Genomic DNA, 17,492 nt, shown 5'->3' with positions numbered 1-17,492 from the left:
GTATTAAAAGCATTTAACGGATTATGGAGGAATGTCTCATGGTGACAACGGTGCAGCATACGTTCCGAGAGGAAGCAGATCATGCATTACATAAAGCCAAACAAGTCAACCATGCTGTCTTATTGAGCTATTCAAGACGTATTGCGTCTTTAGACCCTCTATCATTTTTCAAAGACGGAGCAAAAAAATATAAAGGCAAACGATTTTTTTGGTCAGAACCCGGTAGTGAATTAACAATAGTCGGTCTTGGCACAGAAGCGCTGTTCCAATCGAATGAAAAAAACGAAAAACGTTATCAAGACGTTTTTGAACAATGGGAGCGCTTTAAAAAGACGGCTTATCATATTCATGAAGAAGAAGAGGCGGCGCAAACCGCGGTCGGCCCTGTCTTATTCGGCGGTTTTTCATTTAATCCCGCTGAAGAAAGAGGAGACGAATGGGATGGGTTCGAAGAAGGACTGTTTTTTATTCCCTCACTCATGCTGACAAAGACGGCGGATGGTGATTATTTAACCGTCAATCAATGGGCGGCAGACGGCAATCAGGCAGAAGATGTGCTGAAACGTCTGAAATCTTTTTCTGAAGCTTTTACAGTTTCTTCAATGACGTATGAGGAATATCCTGATTTAACAAAAGCGGAAGAACTTGATGTAGAAAACTGGCTTGACGCCATTAAAACAGCAACAAATGATATGAAAGCAAATCAATATGATAAAGTCGTGCTGGCAAGGGAAGTCGTTTTGTCATATGACGGGCCAATTCCGGCGGAGAGCGTTGTCCGCAAGCTTTTGACGGACCAAACGACAAGCTATGTTTTTGCGATTGAGCAGGGAAATAAATGCTTTGTCGGCGCTTCACCGGAACGGCTGATCAAAAAATCCGGCAAAGACGTCATGTCCTCTTGTCTGGCAGGTTCAATTAAGCGCGGAGAAAGTCAGGAAGAAGATGACGTTCTCGGCGAAGAATTGCTGCATGACGAAAAAAACCTGGCGGAGCATGATTTTGTGGTTCAAATGATAAACGATGCTTTTTTATCGAGCTGCAGTGGTGTGAAAAAGCCTGCAGGTCCGCAATTATATAAAACAAAAAGTGTGCAGCATCTATATACGCCGATCACCGGCCGTCTTAAAACGTCTGCTTCGCTGTTTGATTTAATTGAAAAGCTGCATCCCACACCGGCATTGGGCGGAGCGCCCCAGCAGAAAGCTGTTGATGTTATTGCTGAAATTGAACCGATGACACGCGGGTGGTACGCGGCGCCGATCGGCTGGATGGACGGCAGGGAAAACGGAGAATTTGTCGTGGCCATCCGATCAGGATTGATTGAAGACAAAAGGGCGCGCCTTTTTGCAGGCTGCGGCATTGTTGAAGATTCAGATCCGCAATCAGAATATGAAGAAACACAAATTAAACTAAAGCCGATGATCTCTGCTTTAGGAGGTGAAAGGCTTTGACAAACCCGATTACACATTATATCGGAAGCTTTATTGATGAATTCGCTCTTTGTGGTGTAACCGACGCGGTCGTTTGTCCCGGATCGAGGTCGACTCCGCTGGCGGTTTTGGCAGCGGCCCACCCGGATATTCAAGTCCATATACAAATTGATGAACGATCCGCAGGTTTTTTCGCACTCGGTCTTGCAAAAGCCCGCCAGCGTCCGGTCATGCTGATTTGTACGTCAGGAACGGCAGCGGCTAACTTCTATCCGGCCGTGATTGAGGCTCATTATTCAAGAGTGCCTCTCATTGTCCTGACTGCTGACCGGCCCCATGAATTAAGGGAAGTAGGGGCGCCTCAGGCGATTAACCAGCATTTTCTGTTCGGTAACTTTGTTAAGTTTTTCACAGACTCGGCTCTTCCCGAGGAAAATCCTCAAATGCTGAGTTATATCAGAACTTTGGCCGACAGAGCCGCAAGTGAAGCGGGAAAGCAGCCAATGGGACCGGTGCATGTCAATGTGCCGCTCAGGGAGCCTTTGATGCCTGATTTGTCAGCCCGGCCTTTTGAAAGAATGAGAGCAGATCGGCATGTCTCTGTCACAACAGGGATTCAGTCTGCCGATCCGGCCTCACTGCGTCATATTACAGAGCGTCTTGCGAATACCGAAAAGGGTATGATCGTCTGCGGCGAAATTCACGGTGAAGCAGAAAAACAGCAGATCCTCGCGCTTGCCGAGATACTTCAATTCCCGATTTTGGCTGATCCGCTTTCAAATCTGCGAAACGGAAAGCATGATAAGGCGCTGATCATTGATGCTTATGACTCGTTCTTAAGAGATGAGGAGATAAAAGAAGTGCTGCGTCCGGAAGCTGTGATTCGCTTCGGTCCGATGCCGGTTTCCAAACCGCTCTTTGTATGGCTCAGGGATGATCCTGCCATTGAGCAGTTTATCGTCGATGAAGACGGAGGGTGGAGAGATCCCACTCAGGCCGGCGCGCATATGATTCATTGCCATCCGTCGGTGTTTTTGGAAGCGGTCCGTTCAGTTGAAACGGGAAGACGGCTATCCGAATGGCTGGAGAAATGGCAGTTTGTCAATGAACGGTTCCGCGGCCATTTACAGCATGCGGGCATGGATAACTTGTCATTCGAAGGAAATGTATATCGTCACCTTCAGCACCTTGTTCCTGAAGACAGTTCGATTTTTGTCGGCAACAGCATGCCGATTCGCGATGTGGATACTTTCTTTGAAAAGCAAGATCGTTCCTTCCGCGTCTATGCCAACCGCGGTGCTAACGGAATTGACGGAGTTGTTTCCTCGGCTATGGGCGTATGTGAGGGAACAGAAGCTCCCGTCACGCTTGTGATTGGAGATTTATCGTTTTACCATGATTTAAACGGGCTGTTAGCGGCTAAAAAACTTGGAATTCCGCTTACGGTTATTTTAATAAACAATGATGGCGGCGGGATTTTCTCATTTTTGCCGCAGGCATCTGATAAAACTCATTTTGAAGAACTGTTCGGTACGCCGACGGGCCTTGATTTCAAGCATGCCGCAGCATTGTATGGCGGGACGTATACTTGCCCTGAGACATGGGAAGCATTTAAGGATGCGTATCAGCCGCAGGCGGACAAGCCCGGACTTCATATTATCGAGCTGAAAACAGATCGGACATCAAGAGTTCAATTCCATCGCGATCTGCTGCAGGCCGCAGTGCGGGAAGTGAAAAAAGAATGGAGACTGTAACTGTCAAAATGGCTGACGGAGTGTGCTACCGGGTGAATGATACCGGTGACCGCTCGTCTGAAGTAATTGTTTGCCTGCACGGATTTACGGGCAGTAAAGAATCATGGATGTTTCTGCGCGAGATGTTTCCCAGCGAGCGAATGGTGATGATTGACTGCCTGGGTCACGGGGAGACAGACGCGCCTGTGCAAGCGGCAAGGTACAGTACGAGCCGGCAGGTTGCGGACCTTGCCGCCGTTTTTGATCAATTAAAACTTCACAAAGTGAAACTTATTGGTTATTCTATGGGGGGAAGACTTGCGTATTCCTTTGCACAGGCATTTCCGCATCGGGTGTCAGCGCTTGTTTTGGAAAGCTCCACTCCGGGTCTCAGCACGCTTCAGGAACGCAAAAAGCGGATTCAGTCAGACCGGAAGCTTGCGGACTTTATATTGAAGGAAGGCATCACATCGTTTGTCGATTATTGGGAGGGCATTCCGTTGTTTGCCACGCAGCTTTCTCTGCCGGACAGCGTAAAGGCGTCCATCCGTGCCGGCAGGCTGAAAAATAATCCGTCCGGACTTGCAGGCAGTCTGCTCGGAATGGGGACGGGCTCGCAGCCTTCCTGGTGGGATGCATTAGACCGCATCAAGGCGCCCGTTCTGCTTATATGCGGTGAATGGGACGAAAAGTTTTGCGTGATTAATCAAAAGGTGCATAACCTGCTCCCATCAAGTAAAATAGAGGTTGTCAAACAGGCGGGGCACACGGTACATGTGGAACAGCCGCGAATTTTTGGTAAGATAGTAAGTGAGTTTTTATACGGCTTGTAAAGCATATAGAAAATAGCTTTTCGGCCGGACTCAGGCAAAAATGAAGGAGGTCATATCAATGGCTGCAGAATGGAAAACTGAACGTCAGTACGATGAAATCTTGTACGAGACGTATAACGGTATTGCAAAAATAACAATTAACCGCCCGGAGGTACATAACGCATTTACTCCTAAGACGGTATCAGAAATGATTGACGCATTTGCTTGTGCGCGTGATGACTCTAATATTGGTGTCATCGTTCTTGCGGGAGCGGGAGATAAAGCATTCTGTTCAGGCGGAGACCAAAAAGTCCGCGGTCACGGCGGATATGTCGGAGACGATCAGATCCCGCGTCTGAACGTGCTTGATCTTCAGCGTTTAATCCGCGTGATTCCTAAACCGGTTGTAGCAATGGTTTCAGGTTACGCGATCGGCGGAGGCCATGTGCTTCATATCGTCTGTGATTTAACGATTGCGGCTGATAACGCGATTTTCGGTCAGACCGGACCGAAAGTGGGAAGCTTTGATGCCGGTTACGGTTCAGGCTACCTGGCGCGTATCGTCGGACATAAGAAAGCCCGTGAAATCTGGTATCTGTGCCGTCAATACAATGCGCAGGAAGCGCTCGACATGGGTCTTGTCAATACGGTTGTCCCATTAGAGAAACTTGAAGAGGAAACCATTAAATGGTGTGAGGAAATGCTTGAGAAAAGCCCTACAGCCCTTCGTTTCCTTAAAGCGGCATTTAACGCAGATACAGACGGCCTCGCCGGAATTCAGCAATTTGCGGGAGATGCAACACTTCTTTATTACACGACAGACGAAGCGAAAGAAGGCCGCGATTCCTTTAAAGAAAAACGCAGTCCGGATTTCGGTCAGTTCCCTCGTTTTCCGTGATCAGATGACACTACGAAACAGCTTGAGCCGCTCTGGTCCAAGCTGTTTTCTTTTCAAACACAGTACTTTTACCTCGGAGATGATAACATGCTGACAGAACAGCCAAATTGGCTCATTCAAAGGGCTCAGCTGACACCTGAGAGAATCGCTCTCATATTTGAAAACAAACAGATGACATTCAGAGAATTGTATCATGCTTCTGAACAAATGGCCGCGCGGCTGTCCGAATACTGCAAGCTTAAAAAAGGAGACCGTGTTGCAATTTTGCTTTCTAACCGCCCAGAAATGATTTATGCCGTTCACGCCTGCTTCTTATTAGGAGCGGAAGCGGTGCTGTTAAATACGAAGCTCTCAAAACAAGAACGGCTGTTTCAGCTCGAAGATTCAGAGGCGAAGCTTTTATTGACGGAAGACGGTTTTTGCCGCGAAGATTATGAATCTGCAGTCGCTGTCGCAGATGTGGACGAGCTGCAAGCTGAAAAGGCGGGTGACATGGAGCCGGAAGCTTATGTAACACTTGATGATACGGCGACTCTTATGTATACGTCAGGAACAACGGGAAGACCGAAGGGGGTGCAGCAGACTTTCGGAAACCATTATTCCAGCGCTGTATCGTCTGCGCTGAATCTGGGGGTCACGGAGCGGGACCGCTGGCTTATTGCGCTGCCGCTGTTTCATATCAGCGGTCTGTCTGCACTGTTTAAGTCGGTCATTTACGGTATGCCCGTCGTGCTGCACCGAAAATTTTCAGTTACTGATGTGCTTGCCAGCATCAGCTCACACCGGGTCACGATCATATCAGCGGTGCAGACAATGCTTTCAGGCCTGCTTTCAGAAACCGAACAATGTCCGGAATCATTGCGGTGCATTCTGCTTGGCGGAGGGCCGGCCCCGCTGCCGCTCCTTGAAGAATGCCGAAGAAAGCAATTTCCGGTCTTCCAGTCTTACGGCTTGACCGAAACCTGCTCACAGATTGTCACGCTGTCACCTGAATTCAGCATGGAAAAGCTCGGCTCGGCCGGTAAACCGCTGTTTTCATGCGAGATCAGAATTGAAAAAGAAGGAAATCGCTGTGCGCCGTTTGAACACGGTGAAATCACGGTAAAAGGCCCGAATGTGATGAAAGGCTACTATCATCGTGATGAAGCGAATCAGGCCGCTTTTCATAATGGCTGGTTTAAAACGGGCGATCTTGGTTATTTAGATGACGAAGGGTTTTTATATGTGCTGGACAGACGGTCGGATCTCATCATTTCAGGCGGAGAGAACATCTATCCGGCTGAAGTGGAAGCGGCGCTGCTTGCCCATCCGGCTGTAGCGGAAGCAGGTGTTTCAGGAGCCGAAGATCCAAAGTGGGGGAAAGTGCCGCATGCCTTTCTCGTGCTGACTTCTTCTGTCAGTGCAGAAGAGCTGGCCGCCTTTTGCCGTGAACGCCTTGCAAAATATAAAGTACCGGCTGCTTTTTTCGCGGTTGACGAGCTCCCGCGGAACGCGTCCAATAAACTGATGAGACATCGGCTGAATGAGCTTCGTAAAGGAGAATTGTCATGATTAAGATTGAAAAAATCACCCTTTATCATGTAAGTATGAGGCTGAAAAAACCGTTTAAAACAAGTATTGAAACGCTGCAGGACCGCAAATTTTTGATCGTGGAGGCGATCGATGAAACCGGCAGAACCGGCTGGGGGGAGGTATCGGCGTTTTCTTCTCCTTGGTATACAGAAGAAACGATTCAGACATGCGCGCATATGCTGAGAGATTTTTTCATCCCAAATATCGTAGGCCGCGAGTTTTTCCATCCGTCAGAAGTGCCTGACAGTCTCGCGCGTTTCAAAGGAAACCGCATGGCAAAAGCGGGGCTCGAATCAGCCGTGTGGGATCTATATGCCAAGAAAAAGGGGATATCTCTCGCAGAAGCCTTAGGGGGCAAAAGAGATAAAGTGCCCGCCGGGGTCGTAGTGGGTCTTGCTTCGGATGATGTGATGCTTCGGGAAATTGAGCAATATTTAAAAGAAGGTTATCAACGTATAAAAATAAAAATTCAGCCCGGCCGTGACGTTGATTTGGTCAGAGCCATCCGCAGCCGTTTCCCGAACTTACCGCTGATGGCAGATGCCAACTCGGCATATGAACTGAAAGACATCAGCAGGCTGAAAGAATTGGATGAATTCCAATTAATGATGATAGAACAGCCGCTTCAGGCAGATGATATTGTCGATCACCGCCACCTGCAAAAACATTTGAGAACGGCGATATGTCTTGATGAAAGTATATGCTCATTTGATGACGCGAGGCGGGCGATTGAGCTTGGAAGCTGTAAAATCATTAACATAAAACCGGCGCGTGTAGGAGGCCTGACAGAAGCTTTAAAAATACATGATTTATGCAGAGAGCATCACATGCCGGTATGGTGCGGCGGAATGTTCGAGACCGGCATTTCGAGAGCGCAGACAGTCGCGCTTGCTTCGCTGCCGCAATTTACGATACCGGGTGACATTTCCTCATCAGACCGATACTGGGAGGAGGATATCGTTACTCCTGACATCCGTATCGAAGAGGGATTTATCTCTGTTCCGGACGATCCTGGACTGGGTGTCAGCGTGAATCAGGAAGTAATGAGAAAATACGTCACCCAAATGGACGTTTTCACAACAAACAGCTGATAAAACTTTATTTCAGCAAGTTGAGTACACTGTAAGCTGCTGTTATATTAAAACTGTTCAACATCACCCCTTCCCCGTTTGAACCGGCTGAAAAAGCCGGTTTTTTTGGCAGGCGAATGCGATAATTTTTTTCAAACAGTCTCAGCTTAACATCGTTCTCGTCGTTTTCTGGCTGAGGCAAACATGTACATTTTGATAAAAAATTCTGTGCATGTCATGACAATGCGATACGGATTGTACCGTCTGCCGCCGCAAATTTGCCGTTTCTGCCGTGCTTCTCATCGGCGCGGAAATGAAAAAGAGCTGTATAAAAACAGCTCTTTTTTTATAAATCATACGGTTTAAAGGTTTTGCAATCGGTTTCTTCACTTTTTTCAGCGGTTTCGCCTGTATGGCTGACAACATAAATCGCGTCGGCCGTGCATTTGTTTCCTTTGCCCCAATAAGAGCAGTTATTGACTTCACACAGTATTTTTTGATGATCCATGCTGACTCTCCCTCCATGATAAAAGGTACGCCATTAGTATGAACCGCTCTGATTTCTGTTATTCCTCTTGGCGGATATAACGTCTGTCTTTCATAAAGAGCTTCCAGAAGAAATAAAACCCGGGAAACAAAATAATGAAAGCGACGATATACGTCATAAACAGCGCCTTGAAGGTTGCCGGCTCCGTAAACCCAGACATGACCGTAATATCGGGATAAATCATATAAGGAAGGTGGGCCCGTCCGTACGCATAGCTTGCCAGGAAATATTGCAGCGCAATGGCGATCATGGCGATTCTCGGTTTGCCGATGTTCTGGCCGAAGCGTTTATTCGGCAGAAACAGGGCCGCGCCCGCAATAATAAATGTAATGACAGACAGGATGAGCCATGTCTTGTCTTTCATCATCCCCGTATACAGCCAGCCGGCTTCAGAGCGTAATGTCACCATAATGAAGATGGCAAAAAGAAGTGACAGCGGCCCTGTTATTAAAGAGCTCCGTCTGTAGATGCGGTACGCATGCTCCTCTTCCGCAACATTTGAAAAGTCAGCCAGAAGCAGCGAAGATAAAAACAAGGTGCTTAAAATGGCAAAGCCGATAAACGCATACGCATTTGGGCTTGTAAAGACATTTGCCAAATTTAAGTGATACACTCCGCCCGTCTTGTCGATAAATCCCCCGTGTGTGACCGGAAGGACCAAAATCAGCACGGCAGGAATAATGAAGCCTGAAATTCCGGAGATATATCTCATGATTTTTCTTTCCTTCGCCGTATTGGAGAAGACGAGAAAGCCGCTGCGGATCGCTAAAAGCAGCAGAATGATACTCCCCGGAATCAATAAAACGGTCCCCAGCACGAAGGTTGCCCCGGGAAAGAAGCTGAAAAGGGCGACAACGATTGCGACGATAAAGACATTGGTCACTTCCCATGTCGGGGACAAATAACGGTTGGCGATGTTTGTCGCCTTTGTTTGTTCTTTATTTAAATAAATCATCGACCAAAAGCCGGCTCCGAAGTCCATCGTTGCCATGACCGCGTAGATAAACACGAAGCCCCATACGATTGATATCGCGATGAGAGCGTCCATGGTAATGTCCATTTCAATTCAGCCCTTTCTTTGTTAAGATTCCGCCGCTTTTACATCCTCCTCAACGGGATGTTTGCGGAAATAATAAAGCAGCACATAAATGACTGCGGCCGCCAAAATGGCGTAAACCACCGTAAACAGGATGAACAGCAAGCCGATTGAACCGGTTGTGGTGACGACATCTGATGTTTTCAGCAGATGATAAATCACCCATGGCTGCCGTCCCGTACAAGCGAATATCCACCCGAATTCAATTCCGATCAGACTGAGCGGTCCTGCTGTTAAAAATAAAATCAAAAGCCAAGTCGGAAAGCTGTCTTTCTTTAAGATTTTTCTCCATACGATGCCGATGATGGAGTATAAAATGAGCAGCATTCCGATGCCGACCATTCCGTTAAACAGAGTATGGATGAATAAAGGCGGCCACTCGTCTTTCGGAAACGCGTTCAACCCTTTAACGACGGTATCAAAGCTGTTTGCAGCCAAAAAGCTTAAAGCCCACGGCACTTCTATCGCCCATTTTACTTTTTCTTCTTTTGGATCGGTAAAACCGCCGATCGCAAGCGGAGCGTGTGATCTTGTTTCGAACAGCCCTTCTGCGCCCGCAAGCTTTTCAGGCTGGTATTCGTAAAGAAGCTGGGCAGATTCGTGTCCGTTTAAAGAAGCAATAATGGAAAAGATTCCGCCGATCGTTAAAGCGAGCAGCAGCGCTTTTCGGTGAAACCGGTATATCTGCTCCTGTTTTCTCGTTCTCAGCATTTTATAAGCTGCTACTGAGGCGACGATAAATGCACCGGTCATGAAAGCCGTCAGAACGACATGGCCCGCGGTGGTGAAAAAGCTTGGATTAAAAAATGCGGCCCACGGTTCGACGTCAGTGATTTTGCCGTTTAAAATTTTAAAGCCGGCCGGCGTTCCTTCAAATGCGTGAACATTTGTGATTAAGACGGCAGATGCCGCGGCGCCGATCAAAACGAAAATAACCGCAATGATGCGCATCGCCGGAGTCAGCCGGTCAGCGGCATAGACATAAATGGACATAAACAGCGCTTCGATAAAGAAAGCATAAATTTCAATTTGAAACGGGAGTGACATCACTCTGCCGATGACTTCCATAAATCCGGGCCACAAAAGAGCAAGCTGTGTACCCGCGATCGTTCCGGTCGGTATCGCCACGCCGAGCAGAACCGCCTGCGCCTTTGTCCACCTTTTCGCCATAATGGCATAATGAGGATCTTTGGTTTTTTGATAAATTAATTCAGCCATTAAAATCATCAGAGGCAAGCCGACACCAAGCGTCGCAAAAATAATATGAAAGCCCATGGTTGTCCCGAACAGGCTTCTGGCTAACACTAAATCATCCACGTCATAAACCGCCTTTCTTATTACCGTTTTATGTAATGTGGTTATATTATTTGCTGAAGCCATTAGATTATTCTTCTGATTCCATATATGGGCAGGGTTTAGAAATCAAGGGATCAGGGCATATATGATTGACAAGCGCCTATTTAAGGTTTAGAATAAAACGTAATTATTACGATTTAAGAAAGGGAGATCAGCATGAAAAAAGATATTCATCCGGATAACCATCAAGTGATTTTTCAAGATGTGAACAGCGGCTACCGATTTTTAAGCCATTCAACGAAAACGTCAGAGGAAACGGCAGAGTGGGAGGACGGAAAAACATATCCGCTGATTAAAGTAGAAGTCAGCTCAGATACGCATCCGTTTTATACAGGCCGCCAAAAGTTCAACGAAAAAGGCGGGAGAGTCGAACAGTTCAACAAAAAATACAATATGGGAAAATAAGACAAGCCCGAGGGGGTTTGTCTTATTTATTGGGCCGTCTGTTACTTTGGGATCAGGTGCGGGTAGTGACGAAATGGCCCGCCTTGTGTTATATTGTGAATAAAAAGACAGAAAGGAAACACCAAGATGAGTCTTCTAAACGATATCATGAATTTTAATGAGCAGTTCACTAAAAACAAAGATTATGAAAAATACCAAACATCTAAATTCCCGGATAAAAAGATGGCGATTTTGTCCTGCATGGACACACGCCTTGTTGAATTGCTTCCTCACGCGATGAACATGCGAAACGGCGATGTGAAAATAATTAAAAGTGCCGGCGCGCTTGTCGCCCACCCGTTCGGAAGCATCATGCGCAGCCTTTTAGTGGCCGTATATGAATTAAACGCTGATGAAGTCTGCGTGATCGGCCATCATGATTGCGGCATGAGCAAAATCAACAGCGAGGATATGCTCGGTAAAATTATTGACCGCGGTATTCCGAAAGAGCGGATTGACATGCTGAAGCACTCAGGTGTTGATCTTGATCAATGGCTGAAAAGCTTTGATTCTGTAGAAGCGAGTGTGACAGACAGCGTAAACGTCATTAAACACCATCCGCTTTTCCCTGACAATGTGCCGGTGCACGGTCTGGTGATTGATCCTGAAACCGGTAAACTTGATCTGGTGATCGACGGCTACCAGCATATGGACTAATGCTTTTGTTTTTTTTCCGGTACGGGATCAACCCCGCCCGGATGAAACGGATGGCACTTTAAGATTCGCTTCAAGGTCAGCCATCCGCCTTTTAATGCGCCGTGAGTCCTGACGGCTTCGATTCCGTACTGAGAACATGTCGGATAGAAGCGGCATGACGGCGGCGTCAGCGGAGAGATGAACTTCTGGTATCCGCGGATTAACGCAATCATTATGGTTTTCATCAAAAAAACCACCTTTCTAATGCCAGTATAGAAAAAAAATTTCAGATTGAAAAGCTTCCGCCGCAATTCTTATCGGAAAACTGTGTTATAATGGATGCATATTCTGAAAAAAAGGGAGTGCTATTATGCCTTCAGTAGAAAGCTTTGAGCTTGACCATAATGCGGTTGTGGCTCCGTATGTAAGACATTGCGGGGTGCATAAAGTCGGAACAGACGGCGTCGTGAATAAGTTTGACATCCGCTTCTGTCAGCCGAACAAACAGGCGATGAAGCCGGATACGATTCATACGCTTGAGCACTTGCTTGCGTTTACGATTCGCACACATTCTGAGAAATACGATCACTTCGACATCATAGATATTTCACCGATGGGCTGCCAGACAGGCTATTATCTAGTTGTGAGCGGCGAGCCGACAGCGGAAGAAATTGTCGACCTGCTTGACGCTACGCTGAAAGAAGCCATCGATATTACGGAGATCCCGGCAGCCAACGAAAAACAGTGCGGCCAGGCGAAACTTCATGATTTGGAAGGCGCGAAACGCCTGATGCGTTTCTGGCTGTCACAGGATAAAGAAGATTTGCTCAAAGTGTTCGGATAAAAAACAGGCCTTTTTGCTGTCATGCAAAAAGGCTTTTTTACATATTTCTAAAAAATGTCACACCTTATGTGTAAGCGTTTGCTAAAATAGAAGCAAACATGAAGGAGTGATGGAATGAAACGGGCTGTATTGGCGGGTATGTGCGGTATGGTATTTCTTTTATCTTCTTGCGGAGGCAATGCGGACAAAACCTCCGCGGATGAAGAGCCGAAAGCGCTTGAAGTCAAGCTTACCGGACCGGAAACGGCAGAGCCGCATGAAAAAGCAGAATACAAGGCGGAAGTTTTTTACGGCGGTAAGCGGGTCACGGATGCGGATGAAGTCATGTTTGAAGTATGGAAAGAAGGAAAAAAAGGCAGCGGCAAAACAAGCAAGGCCAAGGAGGAAAAAGGGGCGTATTATCTGCGGACTGAATTCGATAAAGAAGGTGTATATACCGTTCAATCCCACGTAACGGCAAAACAGCAGCACAATATGCCGACTGTAAAAGTGCGTGTCGGGGATGCTGAAGCTGCCGATGATTCCTCCGGCCGTGAGGAAAAGGCGCAACATCATTAAGGCTTGTTTTTATCCGTCAATCCGTTTGATGCGTCCTGCGGCGGATCGATCGTATGCTTTACGTTATAGGCTCTTACCGTCGACCAGATGGATAAAAGCAGCACGGCAAGCACGATAAGAAAGCCGAGACTCAGTAGAAGCAGCATGAAATCCCTCCTTTTTAACAAATGATAACATATTTTCCATCTGGAAAACCAAGGGCTAAAAATTTATGTTTTAACACACGATATATAGGGTATATCAATAGTAAACCAAAGGAGGAAGATTGGCATGTCAGAAAAACTATTGGAAGCAGTTAATAAACAAGTTGCAAACTGGACGGTCATGTATGTGAAATTACATAACTATCATTGGTACGTCAAAGGGAAGGACTTTTTCACATTGCATGAGAAATTCGAAGAGCTGTATAACGAAACGGCTACATATATTGATGACCTTGCAGAGCGTCTGCTGGCATTAAACGGCAAGCCGATCGGCACCATGACGGAATCATTGAAGACTGCTTCTATAAAAGAAGCGGAAGGCAATGAGAGCGCAGAACAAATGGTACAGAACGTTTATGATGATTTCACTGTCATTGCAGAAGAGCTGAAAAGCGGAATGGATCTCGCAGATGAGGTCGGGGATGAAACGACCGGCGATATGCTGCTGGCCATTCACCAGAATATCGAAAAACATAACTGGATGCTGAAAGCGTATTTAGGATAATTAACAAGGGAAGACCGGGGCTTTAGAGCGTCCGGTCTTTTATTTGGCTGCCGAAGATGTTGTCCATTTTTCTGAAAAATCCAGACCGTTCCGTTCACTTTTCATAGAATAATGTAAGGCCGTTTCTGTGAAAGGATGTTGGATCAAATGGGCAGAGACTTTGGCATCTTTTCGTTTTTTGCAGTGATTGTGTCGGCAGCGGGATTTTTCTTTGGCGGTTTTCAGTATTCGTTTCTGATTTTGCTATCGGTCATGGCGATCGAATTTATCAGTACAAGCTTAAAAGAGTCTCTTTTGCATCAGCTGAGCCCCAAAAGGCTTTTTGCGCGGCTGGTCAAAAAAATTGTGACCCTGGCATTAGTCTCAGTTTGCCATTTTTTTGATCAGCTGCTTTATACCGAAGGCGCTATCCGTAATTTGGCTATCATGTTTTATATCTTATACGAATCGGTACAGATTGTGATCACGGCAAGCTCACTGGGCATCCCGGTTCCGCAGGTGCTCGTCGATCTTTTGGACGCCTTGAAAAATAAATTCAAGCGCAAACCGTAACATTTGCTTCAAACGAGGCTATACTAGCGGGTATGATGGTTTTCCTCTGAATTTTTGATAAAGGGCTTCCGAACAAACGCAACTGTGGTATGATGTATGGAAGATATGAAGGAACGGATTAGAGGGATAAACATGTACGAGTTTAAAGACTATTATCAGAATACTGTTCAGCTCTCCTTTGAACACCAGCCTTTTTCAGACAGCCCGAAGCACGTATGGGTCATATGCCGATATGGCGATAAATGGCTTTTGACTGAGCATGAAGACCGGGGGTTTGAATTTCCGGGCGGAAAAGTGGAGCCGATGGAATGTGCGGAGGAAGCGGCCCTGCGCGAGGTGAAAGAAGAAACCGGCGCTGCGGTAAGACACCTTCAGTACGTCGGACAGTATAAAGTTCTCGGCAGGGAAAAGATAATCATTAAGAATATATATTTTGCCGATATTGAAAGGCTTGAAAAACAGGCTGATTATTTTGAAACGAAGGGGCCAGTGCTGTTCAGCGAACTGCCGGAGAATCTCCCGAGAAATAAAAAGTTCAGTTTCATCATGAAAGATTCAGTGCTTCCGATCAGCCTGAAAAAGCTGAAAGAGGACGGCGTATTTCAATCATAAAAACGGAGACCCGGCGATACCGCACGGGTCTTTTTTATATTTTTCCTTTCGTCCATTTTCTTTCTAACCATTCGACTCCCTGATACATCAATGTCGCAAAAACCGCGATGATCAGAAGGCTTAAGAACACCAAAGTGAAATTGAAGACTTGGAAGCCGTAAATGATCATGTAGCCCAGGCCCTTTTCGGACACAAGAAATTCGCCGACAATGACCCCGACCCAGGATAAACCGACATTCACTTTAAGCGCAGAAACAATCGCGGGGGAGCACGCCGGCAAGATGACTTCTTTAAATATGATGCGCCTTTTCGCTCCGAAGGTTTTCATGACCTTAATATAATTCTCATCCACTTCCTGAAAAGCCGTAAAGACGACGATCGTCGTGATAATGACACTGATGACTGCACCCATGGCTACGATGCTTGTGAAACTCGGCCCGAGTGCGACGATAAGAATCGGCCCGAGTGCGACCTTCGGCATCGCGTTTAAAATGACGAGGTACGGGTCTAACACACGGGCGAGCCTGTTTGACCACCATAACAGAGCGGCGAGGCATGTGCCGAGAAGTGTGCCGAGCAAAAAGCCCAGAACGGTTTCTCCTAATGTAACGCCGATGTGAGCCGCAAGAGATCCGTCCGCGATCTTTTCCGCCAAGAGCCGGCAAACGGCAGAGGGTGAGCTGAAGATTAACTGATCGATCCAGCCTGCCTTGCTCGATATTTCCCACCCGGCAAAAAATACGATGAAAATGGCGGCCTGATACGCACGGATCCGGCGTTTTTCTTTTTGGTGTTTTTTCTTAAACTCCTGATGAAGCTGTTCAATCGTGCCGCTGCTGTTTTTCAAGGGAGTTCAGCTCCTTCCATATCGTTTGAAACAGCGGCTGAAAGGCCGGGTCCTGACGCGCGTCAAATGGATCTAAGGACGCGAGCTCCTTGGGCACGGTGAAGATTTGATGGATGGTGCCCGGCTGATTCGAAAATAAATAGATCGTATCGCTCATGGCGATGGCTTCACCGATATCGTGGGTGACGAGCACGGCGGTTTTTTGAAAATCTTTTAATGTTTTGAAGACAAGGTTTTCTAAAGAAAGCTTCGTTTGAAAGTCCAGCGCGGAAAACGGCTCATCCAGAAGCAGCAGTCCCGGGTCGGACGCAAGCGTTCTGGCAAGTGCCGCCCGCTGCCGCATTCCGCCTGACAGCTCTTTCGGATATTTTTTTTCGACGCCGATTAATCCGAGTTTAGGCAGAAGGCTGAGAACTTCAGCCCTTTTTTCTTCTGTTAATGTTTTGGAAATGTGTAAACCGAGCAGGACGTTTTCCTCAATTGATTTCCAAGGAAATAAATAATCCTGCTGAAGCATATAGCCGATTTGGTGTTCTTTATGGTTCGGCACGCTTCCTTCAATCAGCACCCGGCCTTGCGCGGGGGCGATAAGGCCGGCCAGAATGGACAGGAGTGTGGTTTTTCCGCATCCGCTCGGCCCGAGAAAAGAGATGAAATCCCCTTTTTCAATATGAAAATGTATATCTTTCACGGCGGTTGTTCTTTCTTTCAGCGAGAAATAAGTATGTGTCACATGATCCACTTGTAAAAAAGACATTCATGTTCCTCCTATTGTTCTGAGGTGGCTTTTTTGGCGATTGTTGTGTTGACGAGTTTGCTGTACGGAATATGTTTCGGGAGCTCTCCGGCTTCATCCATAATTGATTGGAGCTGTTCCCATTCATCCTCTTGCAGAACAGGGTCTGAAGAGAATGATTTTTGTTTTTTATAGCGTTCTATTGATGCTTCAATAATGGCCGGGTCGGTATCGGCAAATTCCTTTTGAATCGTTTTTGCGATGTCTTTGGCCGGGTGGCTTTCCACCCATTGCTGGGCGCGGTAAATGGCGCGGGTGAATTTTTCCGCCGTTTTTTCATTGTTTTTTAAATAGCTTTCTTTTGCCATAAAAGTTGTGTAAGGCACTTGGCCTGAAGCTTCTCCGAAGGATGCGACGATATGGCCGATGCCTTCTTTTTCAAATTGGGATGCCGTCGGTTCAAACAGCTGCACATAATCACCGGTGCCGGATGCAAATGCGTTGGAAATGTTGGCGAAATCAATGTTTTGAATCAGGTTGATGTCTTTTTTCGGCTGTATGTGATGTTTTTTCAGGACGTACTCACCGGCCATTTGAGGCATGCCGCCTTTTCGCTGGCCGAGAAATGTTTTTCCTTTTAAATCGTCCCACTTGAATGATGTCTCATCCTTCCGCGCCACGAGAAAAGTGCCGTCTGTCTGCGTCAGCTGCGCGAAGTTGATGATAGGATCTTTAGCTCCTTGCGCTTCCACGTAAATAGATGTTTCAGAACCGACCAGCGCGATGTCAGAGCCGTTTGACAAAAGCGATGTCATCGTTTTGTCTCCGCCCCATGTTGTTTGAAGAGACACTTGAAGCCCTTCTTTTTTAAAGAAACCCTTCGCTTCAGCGACATACATAGGCGTATAGAAGACGGAGTGTGTGACTTCCGCCACCTTCACCTTTGTCAGACTTTCTTCCTGTCTGCAGGCCGGAAGAATGAGCAGGAATAAGGCGCATATGACAAAGATACAGCTCGTTTTGAGCCATTTGTTCACG

21 protein-coding genes are annotated in these 17,492 nt (G+C 46.9%); 13 read left to right on the top strand and 8 right to left on the bottom strand.

What is annotated here, in order from left to right:
• Positions 1-38: 38 nt before the first annotated feature.
• From AADZ70_RS09965 to menC, 6 genes are all read left to right on the top strand, one after another.
• Positions 39-1,454 carry an isochorismate synthase MenF gene (locus AADZ70_RS09965; protein WP_045926396.1) on the top strand — a complete coding sequence of 472 codons (1,416 nt, stop codon included), beginning with the start codon at positions 39-41 and terminating at the stop codon, positions 1,452-1,454.
• Positions 1,451-3,187, top strand: a complete 1,737-nt coding sequence (gene menD / locus AADZ70_RS09960) for a 2-succinyl-5-enolpyruvyl-6-hydroxy-3-cyclohexene-1-carboxylic-acid synthase (RefSeq protein ID WP_342006983.1) — start codon at positions 1,451-1,453, stop codon at positions 3,185-3,187. The genes AADZ70_RS09965 and menD overlap by 4 nt, the downstream gene beginning before the upstream one ends.
• A complete protein-coding gene (gene menH / locus AADZ70_RS09955; protein ID WP_342006982.1) occupies positions 3,175-3,999 on the top strand; it encodes a 2-succinyl-6-hydroxy-2,4-cyclohexadiene-1-carboxylate synthase in 825 nt (274 codons plus the stop codon). The genes menD and menH overlap by 13 nt, the downstream gene beginning before the upstream one ends.
• Before the next feature lie 58 nt (positions 4,000-4,057).
• Positions 4,058-4,876 carry a 1,4-dihydroxy-2-naphthoyl-CoA synthase gene (gene menB, locus AADZ70_RS09950; protein WP_016938465.1) on the top strand — a complete coding sequence of 273 codons (819 nt, stop codon included), beginning with the start codon at positions 4,058-4,060 and terminating at the stop codon, positions 4,874-4,876.
• A gap of 87 nt (positions 4,877-4,963) precedes the next feature.
• Entirely contained in the window at positions 4,964-6,427 is a 1,464-nt protein-coding gene (locus tag AADZ70_RS09945; RefSeq protein WP_342006981.1) for an o-succinylbenzoate--CoA ligase, read from the top strand.
• The gene (menC, locus tag AADZ70_RS09940; protein ID WP_342006980.1) at positions 6,424-7,539 is read left to right on the top strand and encodes an o-succinylbenzoate synthase; all 1,116 of its coding nucleotides are present in this window, start codon (positions 6,424-6,426) and stop codon (positions 7,537-7,539) included. Before AADZ70_RS09945 ends, menC begins: the two co-directional genes overlap by 4 nt.
• Before the next feature lie 325 nt (positions 7,540-7,864).
• On the opposite strand, the gene AADZ70_RS09935 is transcribed toward menC, so the two are convergent.
• Genes AADZ70_RS09935 through AADZ70_RS09925 form a run of 3 tightly spaced genes read right to left on the bottom strand, consistent with a single transcriptional unit; the run spans position 7,865 to position 10,478 of the window.
• Positions 7,865-8,026: a DUF1540 domain-containing protein gene (locus AADZ70_RS09935; RefSeq protein ID WP_016938469.1), complete on the bottom strand. Its 162-nt coding sequence runs from the start codon at positions 8,024-8,026 to the stop codon at positions 7,865-7,867.
• Positions 8,027-8,084: 58 nt separating this feature from the next.
• On the bottom strand, positions 8,085-9,125 hold the full coding sequence (locus tag AADZ70_RS09930; protein WP_016938470.1) for a cytochrome d ubiquinol oxidase subunit II: 1,041 nt from the start codon (positions 9,123-9,125) through the stop codon (positions 8,085-8,087).
• A 21-nt stretch (positions 9,126-9,146) separates the two neighbouring features.
• Entirely contained in the window at positions 9,147-10,478 is a 1,332-nt protein-coding gene (locus tag AADZ70_RS09925; RefSeq protein WP_029575342.1) for a cytochrome ubiquinol oxidase subunit I, read from the bottom strand.
• A gap of 195 nt (positions 10,479-10,673) precedes the next feature.
• Here AADZ70_RS09925 and AADZ70_RS09920 point away from each other — a divergent pair, with 195 nt between their 5' ends.
• Both AADZ70_RS09920 and AADZ70_RS09915 read left to right on the top strand, forming a co-directional pair.
• Positions 10,674-10,922, top strand: coding sequence for a type B 50S ribosomal protein L31 (locus AADZ70_RS09920; protein ID WP_003152229.1), 249 nt, complete (start codon positions 10,674-10,676; stop codon positions 10,920-10,922).
• 126 nt (positions 10,923-11,048) lie between these two features.
• The gene (locus tag AADZ70_RS09915; RefSeq protein ID WP_016938473.1) at positions 11,049-11,618 is read left to right on the top strand and encodes a carbonic anhydrase; all 570 of its coding nucleotides are present in this window, start codon (positions 11,049-11,051) and stop codon (positions 11,616-11,618) included.
• Here AADZ70_RS09915 and yidD read toward each other — a convergent pair.
• A complete protein-coding gene (yidD, locus tag AADZ70_RS09910) occupies positions 11,615-11,842 on the bottom strand; it encodes a membrane protein insertion efficiency factor YidD (RefSeq protein ID WP_016938474.1) in 228 nt (75 codons plus the stop codon). The two genes, AADZ70_RS09915 and yidD, sit on opposite strands and share 4 nt — an antisense overlap.
• A gap of 125 nt (positions 11,843-11,967) precedes the next feature.
• Between yidD and AADZ70_RS09905 the strand changes: the two genes are divergently transcribed.
• Both AADZ70_RS09905 and AADZ70_RS09900 read left to right on the top strand, forming a co-directional pair.
• Positions 11,968-12,441 carry an S-ribosylhomocysteine lyase gene (locus AADZ70_RS09905; RefSeq protein ID WP_003152237.1) on the top strand — a complete coding sequence of 158 codons (474 nt, stop codon included), beginning with the start codon at positions 11,968-11,970 and terminating at the stop codon, positions 12,439-12,441.
• A gap of 114 nt (positions 12,442-12,555) precedes the next feature.
• Positions 12,556-12,999, top strand: coding sequence for a FixH family protein (locus AADZ70_RS09900; RefSeq protein WP_016938475.1), 444 nt, complete (start codon positions 12,556-12,558; stop codon positions 12,997-12,999).
• On the opposite strand, the gene ytzI is transcribed toward AADZ70_RS09900, so the two are convergent.
• On the bottom strand, positions 12,996-13,145 hold the full coding sequence (ytzI, locus tag AADZ70_RS09895) for a YtzI protein (RefSeq protein ID WP_016938476.1): 150 nt from the start codon (positions 13,143-13,145) through the stop codon (positions 12,996-12,998). The two genes, AADZ70_RS09900 and ytzI, sit on opposite strands and share 4 nt — an antisense overlap.
• A gap of 124 nt (positions 13,146-13,269) precedes the next feature.
• Here ytzI and AADZ70_RS09890 point away from each other — a divergent pair, with 124 nt between their 5' ends.
• From AADZ70_RS09890 to ytkD, 3 genes are all read left to right on the top strand, one after another.
• Complete coding sequence (locus tag AADZ70_RS09890; RefSeq protein ID WP_016938477.1) at positions 13,270-13,707, top strand: Dps family protein; 438 nt, start codon at positions 13,270-13,272, stop codon at positions 13,705-13,707.
• 147 nt (positions 13,708-13,854) lie between these two features.
• Complete coding sequence (locus tag AADZ70_RS09885) at positions 13,855-14,259, top strand: holin family protein (RefSeq protein WP_016938478.1); 405 nt, start codon at positions 13,855-13,857, stop codon at positions 14,257-14,259.
• 132 nt (positions 14,260-14,391) lie between these two features.
• On the top strand, positions 14,392-14,871 hold the full coding sequence (ytkD, locus tag AADZ70_RS09880) for an RNA deprotection pyrophosphohydrolase (protein ID WP_016938479.1): 480 nt from the start codon (positions 14,392-14,394) through the stop codon (positions 14,869-14,871).
• A gap of 34 nt (positions 14,872-14,905) precedes the next feature.
• On the opposite strand, the gene AADZ70_RS09875 is transcribed toward ytkD, so the two are convergent.
• The 3 genes from AADZ70_RS09875 to AADZ70_RS09865 are packed head-to-tail and all read right to left on the bottom strand — an operon-like array spanning position 14,906 to position 17,464.
• Positions 14,906-15,718, bottom strand: a complete 813-nt coding sequence (locus AADZ70_RS09875; RefSeq protein ID WP_016938480.1) for an ABC transporter permease — start codon at positions 15,716-15,718, stop codon at positions 14,906-14,908.
• Positions 15,693-16,475 carry an ABC transporter ATP-binding protein gene (locus AADZ70_RS09870; RefSeq protein ID WP_016938481.1) on the bottom strand — a complete coding sequence of 261 codons (783 nt, stop codon included), beginning with the start codon at positions 16,473-16,475 and terminating at the stop codon, positions 15,693-15,695. Before AADZ70_RS09870 ends, AADZ70_RS09875 begins: the two co-directional genes overlap by 26 nt.
• Positions 16,476-16,486: 11 nt before the next feature.
• Positions 16,487-17,464 (bottom strand): ABC transporter substrate-binding protein, encoded by a 978-nt coding sequence (locus AADZ70_RS09865; protein WP_342008056.1) that lies wholly within the window; start codon positions 17,462-17,464, stop codon positions 16,487-16,489.
• Positions 17,465-17,492 lie beyond the last annotated feature (28 nt).

It is taken from the genome of Bacillus sp. YBsi01 (assembly GCF_038406745.1).
GTDB lineage: Bacteria > Bacillota > Bacilli > Bacillales > Bacillaceae > Bacillus > Bacillus siamensis.
The sequence above is the reverse complement of the archived record's forward strand: the minus strand, read 5'-3'. Positions and strand labels throughout refer to the sequence as shown.

Excerpts from the sequence above, each read along its gene's own strand:
- AADZ70_RS09885 (WP_016938478.1), top strand. The coding sequence starts at position 13,855 with ATGGGCAGAGACTTTGGCATCTTTTCGTTTTTTGCAGTGATTGTGTCG.
- ytzI (WP_016938476.1), bottom strand. The coding sequence starts at position 13,145 with ATGCTGCTTCTACTGAGTCTCGGCTTTCTTATCGTGCTTGCCGTGCTG.
- AADZ70_RS09870 (WP_016938481.1), bottom strand. The coding sequence starts at position 16,475 with ATGTCTTTTTTACAAGTGGATCATGTGACACATACTTATTTCTCGCTG.
- AADZ70_RS09920 (WP_003152229.1), top strand. The coding sequence starts at position 10,674 with ATGAAAAAAGATATTCATCCGGATAACCATCAAGTGATTTTTCAAGAT.
- AADZ70_RS09915 (WP_016938473.1), top strand. The coding sequence starts at position 11,049 with ATGAGTCTTCTAAACGATATCATGAATTTTAATGAGCAGTTCACTAAA.
- AADZ70_RS09905 (WP_003152237.1), top strand. The coding sequence starts at position 11,968 with ATGCCTTCAGTAGAAAGCTTTGAGCTTGACCATAATGCGGTTGTGGCT.
- AADZ70_RS09965 (WP_045926396.1), top strand. The coding sequence starts at position 39 with ATGGTGACAACGGTGCAGCATACGTTCCGAGAGGAAGCAGATCATGCA.
- AADZ70_RS09900 (WP_016938475.1), top strand. The coding sequence starts at position 12,556 with ATGAAACGGGCTGTATTGGCGGGTATGTGCGGTATGGTATTTCTTTTA.
- AADZ70_RS09935 (WP_016938469.1), bottom strand. The coding sequence starts at position 8,026 with ATGGATCATCAAAAAATACTGTGTGAAGTCAATAACTGCTCTTATTGG.
- ytkD (WP_016938479.1), top strand. The coding sequence starts at position 14,392 with ATGTACGAGTTTAAAGACTATTATCAGAATACTGTTCAGCTCTCCTTT.
- AADZ70_RS09945 (WP_342006981.1), top strand. The coding sequence starts at position 4,964 with ATGCTGACAGAACAGCCAAATTGGCTCATTCAAAGGGCTCAGCTGACA.
- menB (WP_016938465.1), top strand. The coding sequence starts at position 4,058 with ATGGCTGCAGAATGGAAAACTGAACGTCAGTACGATGAAATCTTGTAC.
- menH (WP_342006982.1), top strand. The coding sequence starts at position 3,175 with ATGGAGACTGTAACTGTCAAAATGGCTGACGGAGTGTGCTACCGGGTG.
- yidD (WP_016938474.1), bottom strand. The coding sequence starts at position 11,842 with ATGAAAACCATAATGATTGCGTTAATCCGCGGATACCAGAAGTTCATC.
- AADZ70_RS09930 (WP_016938470.1), bottom strand. The coding sequence starts at position 9,125 with ATGGACATTACCATGGACGCTCTCATCGCGATATCAATCGTATGGGGC.
- AADZ70_RS09890 (WP_016938477.1), top strand. The coding sequence starts at position 13,270 with ATGTCAGAAAAACTATTGGAAGCAGTTAATAAACAAGTTGCAAACTGG.
- menC (WP_342006980.1), top strand. The coding sequence starts at position 6,424 with ATGATTAAGATTGAAAAAATCACCCTTTATCATGTAAGTATGAGGCTG.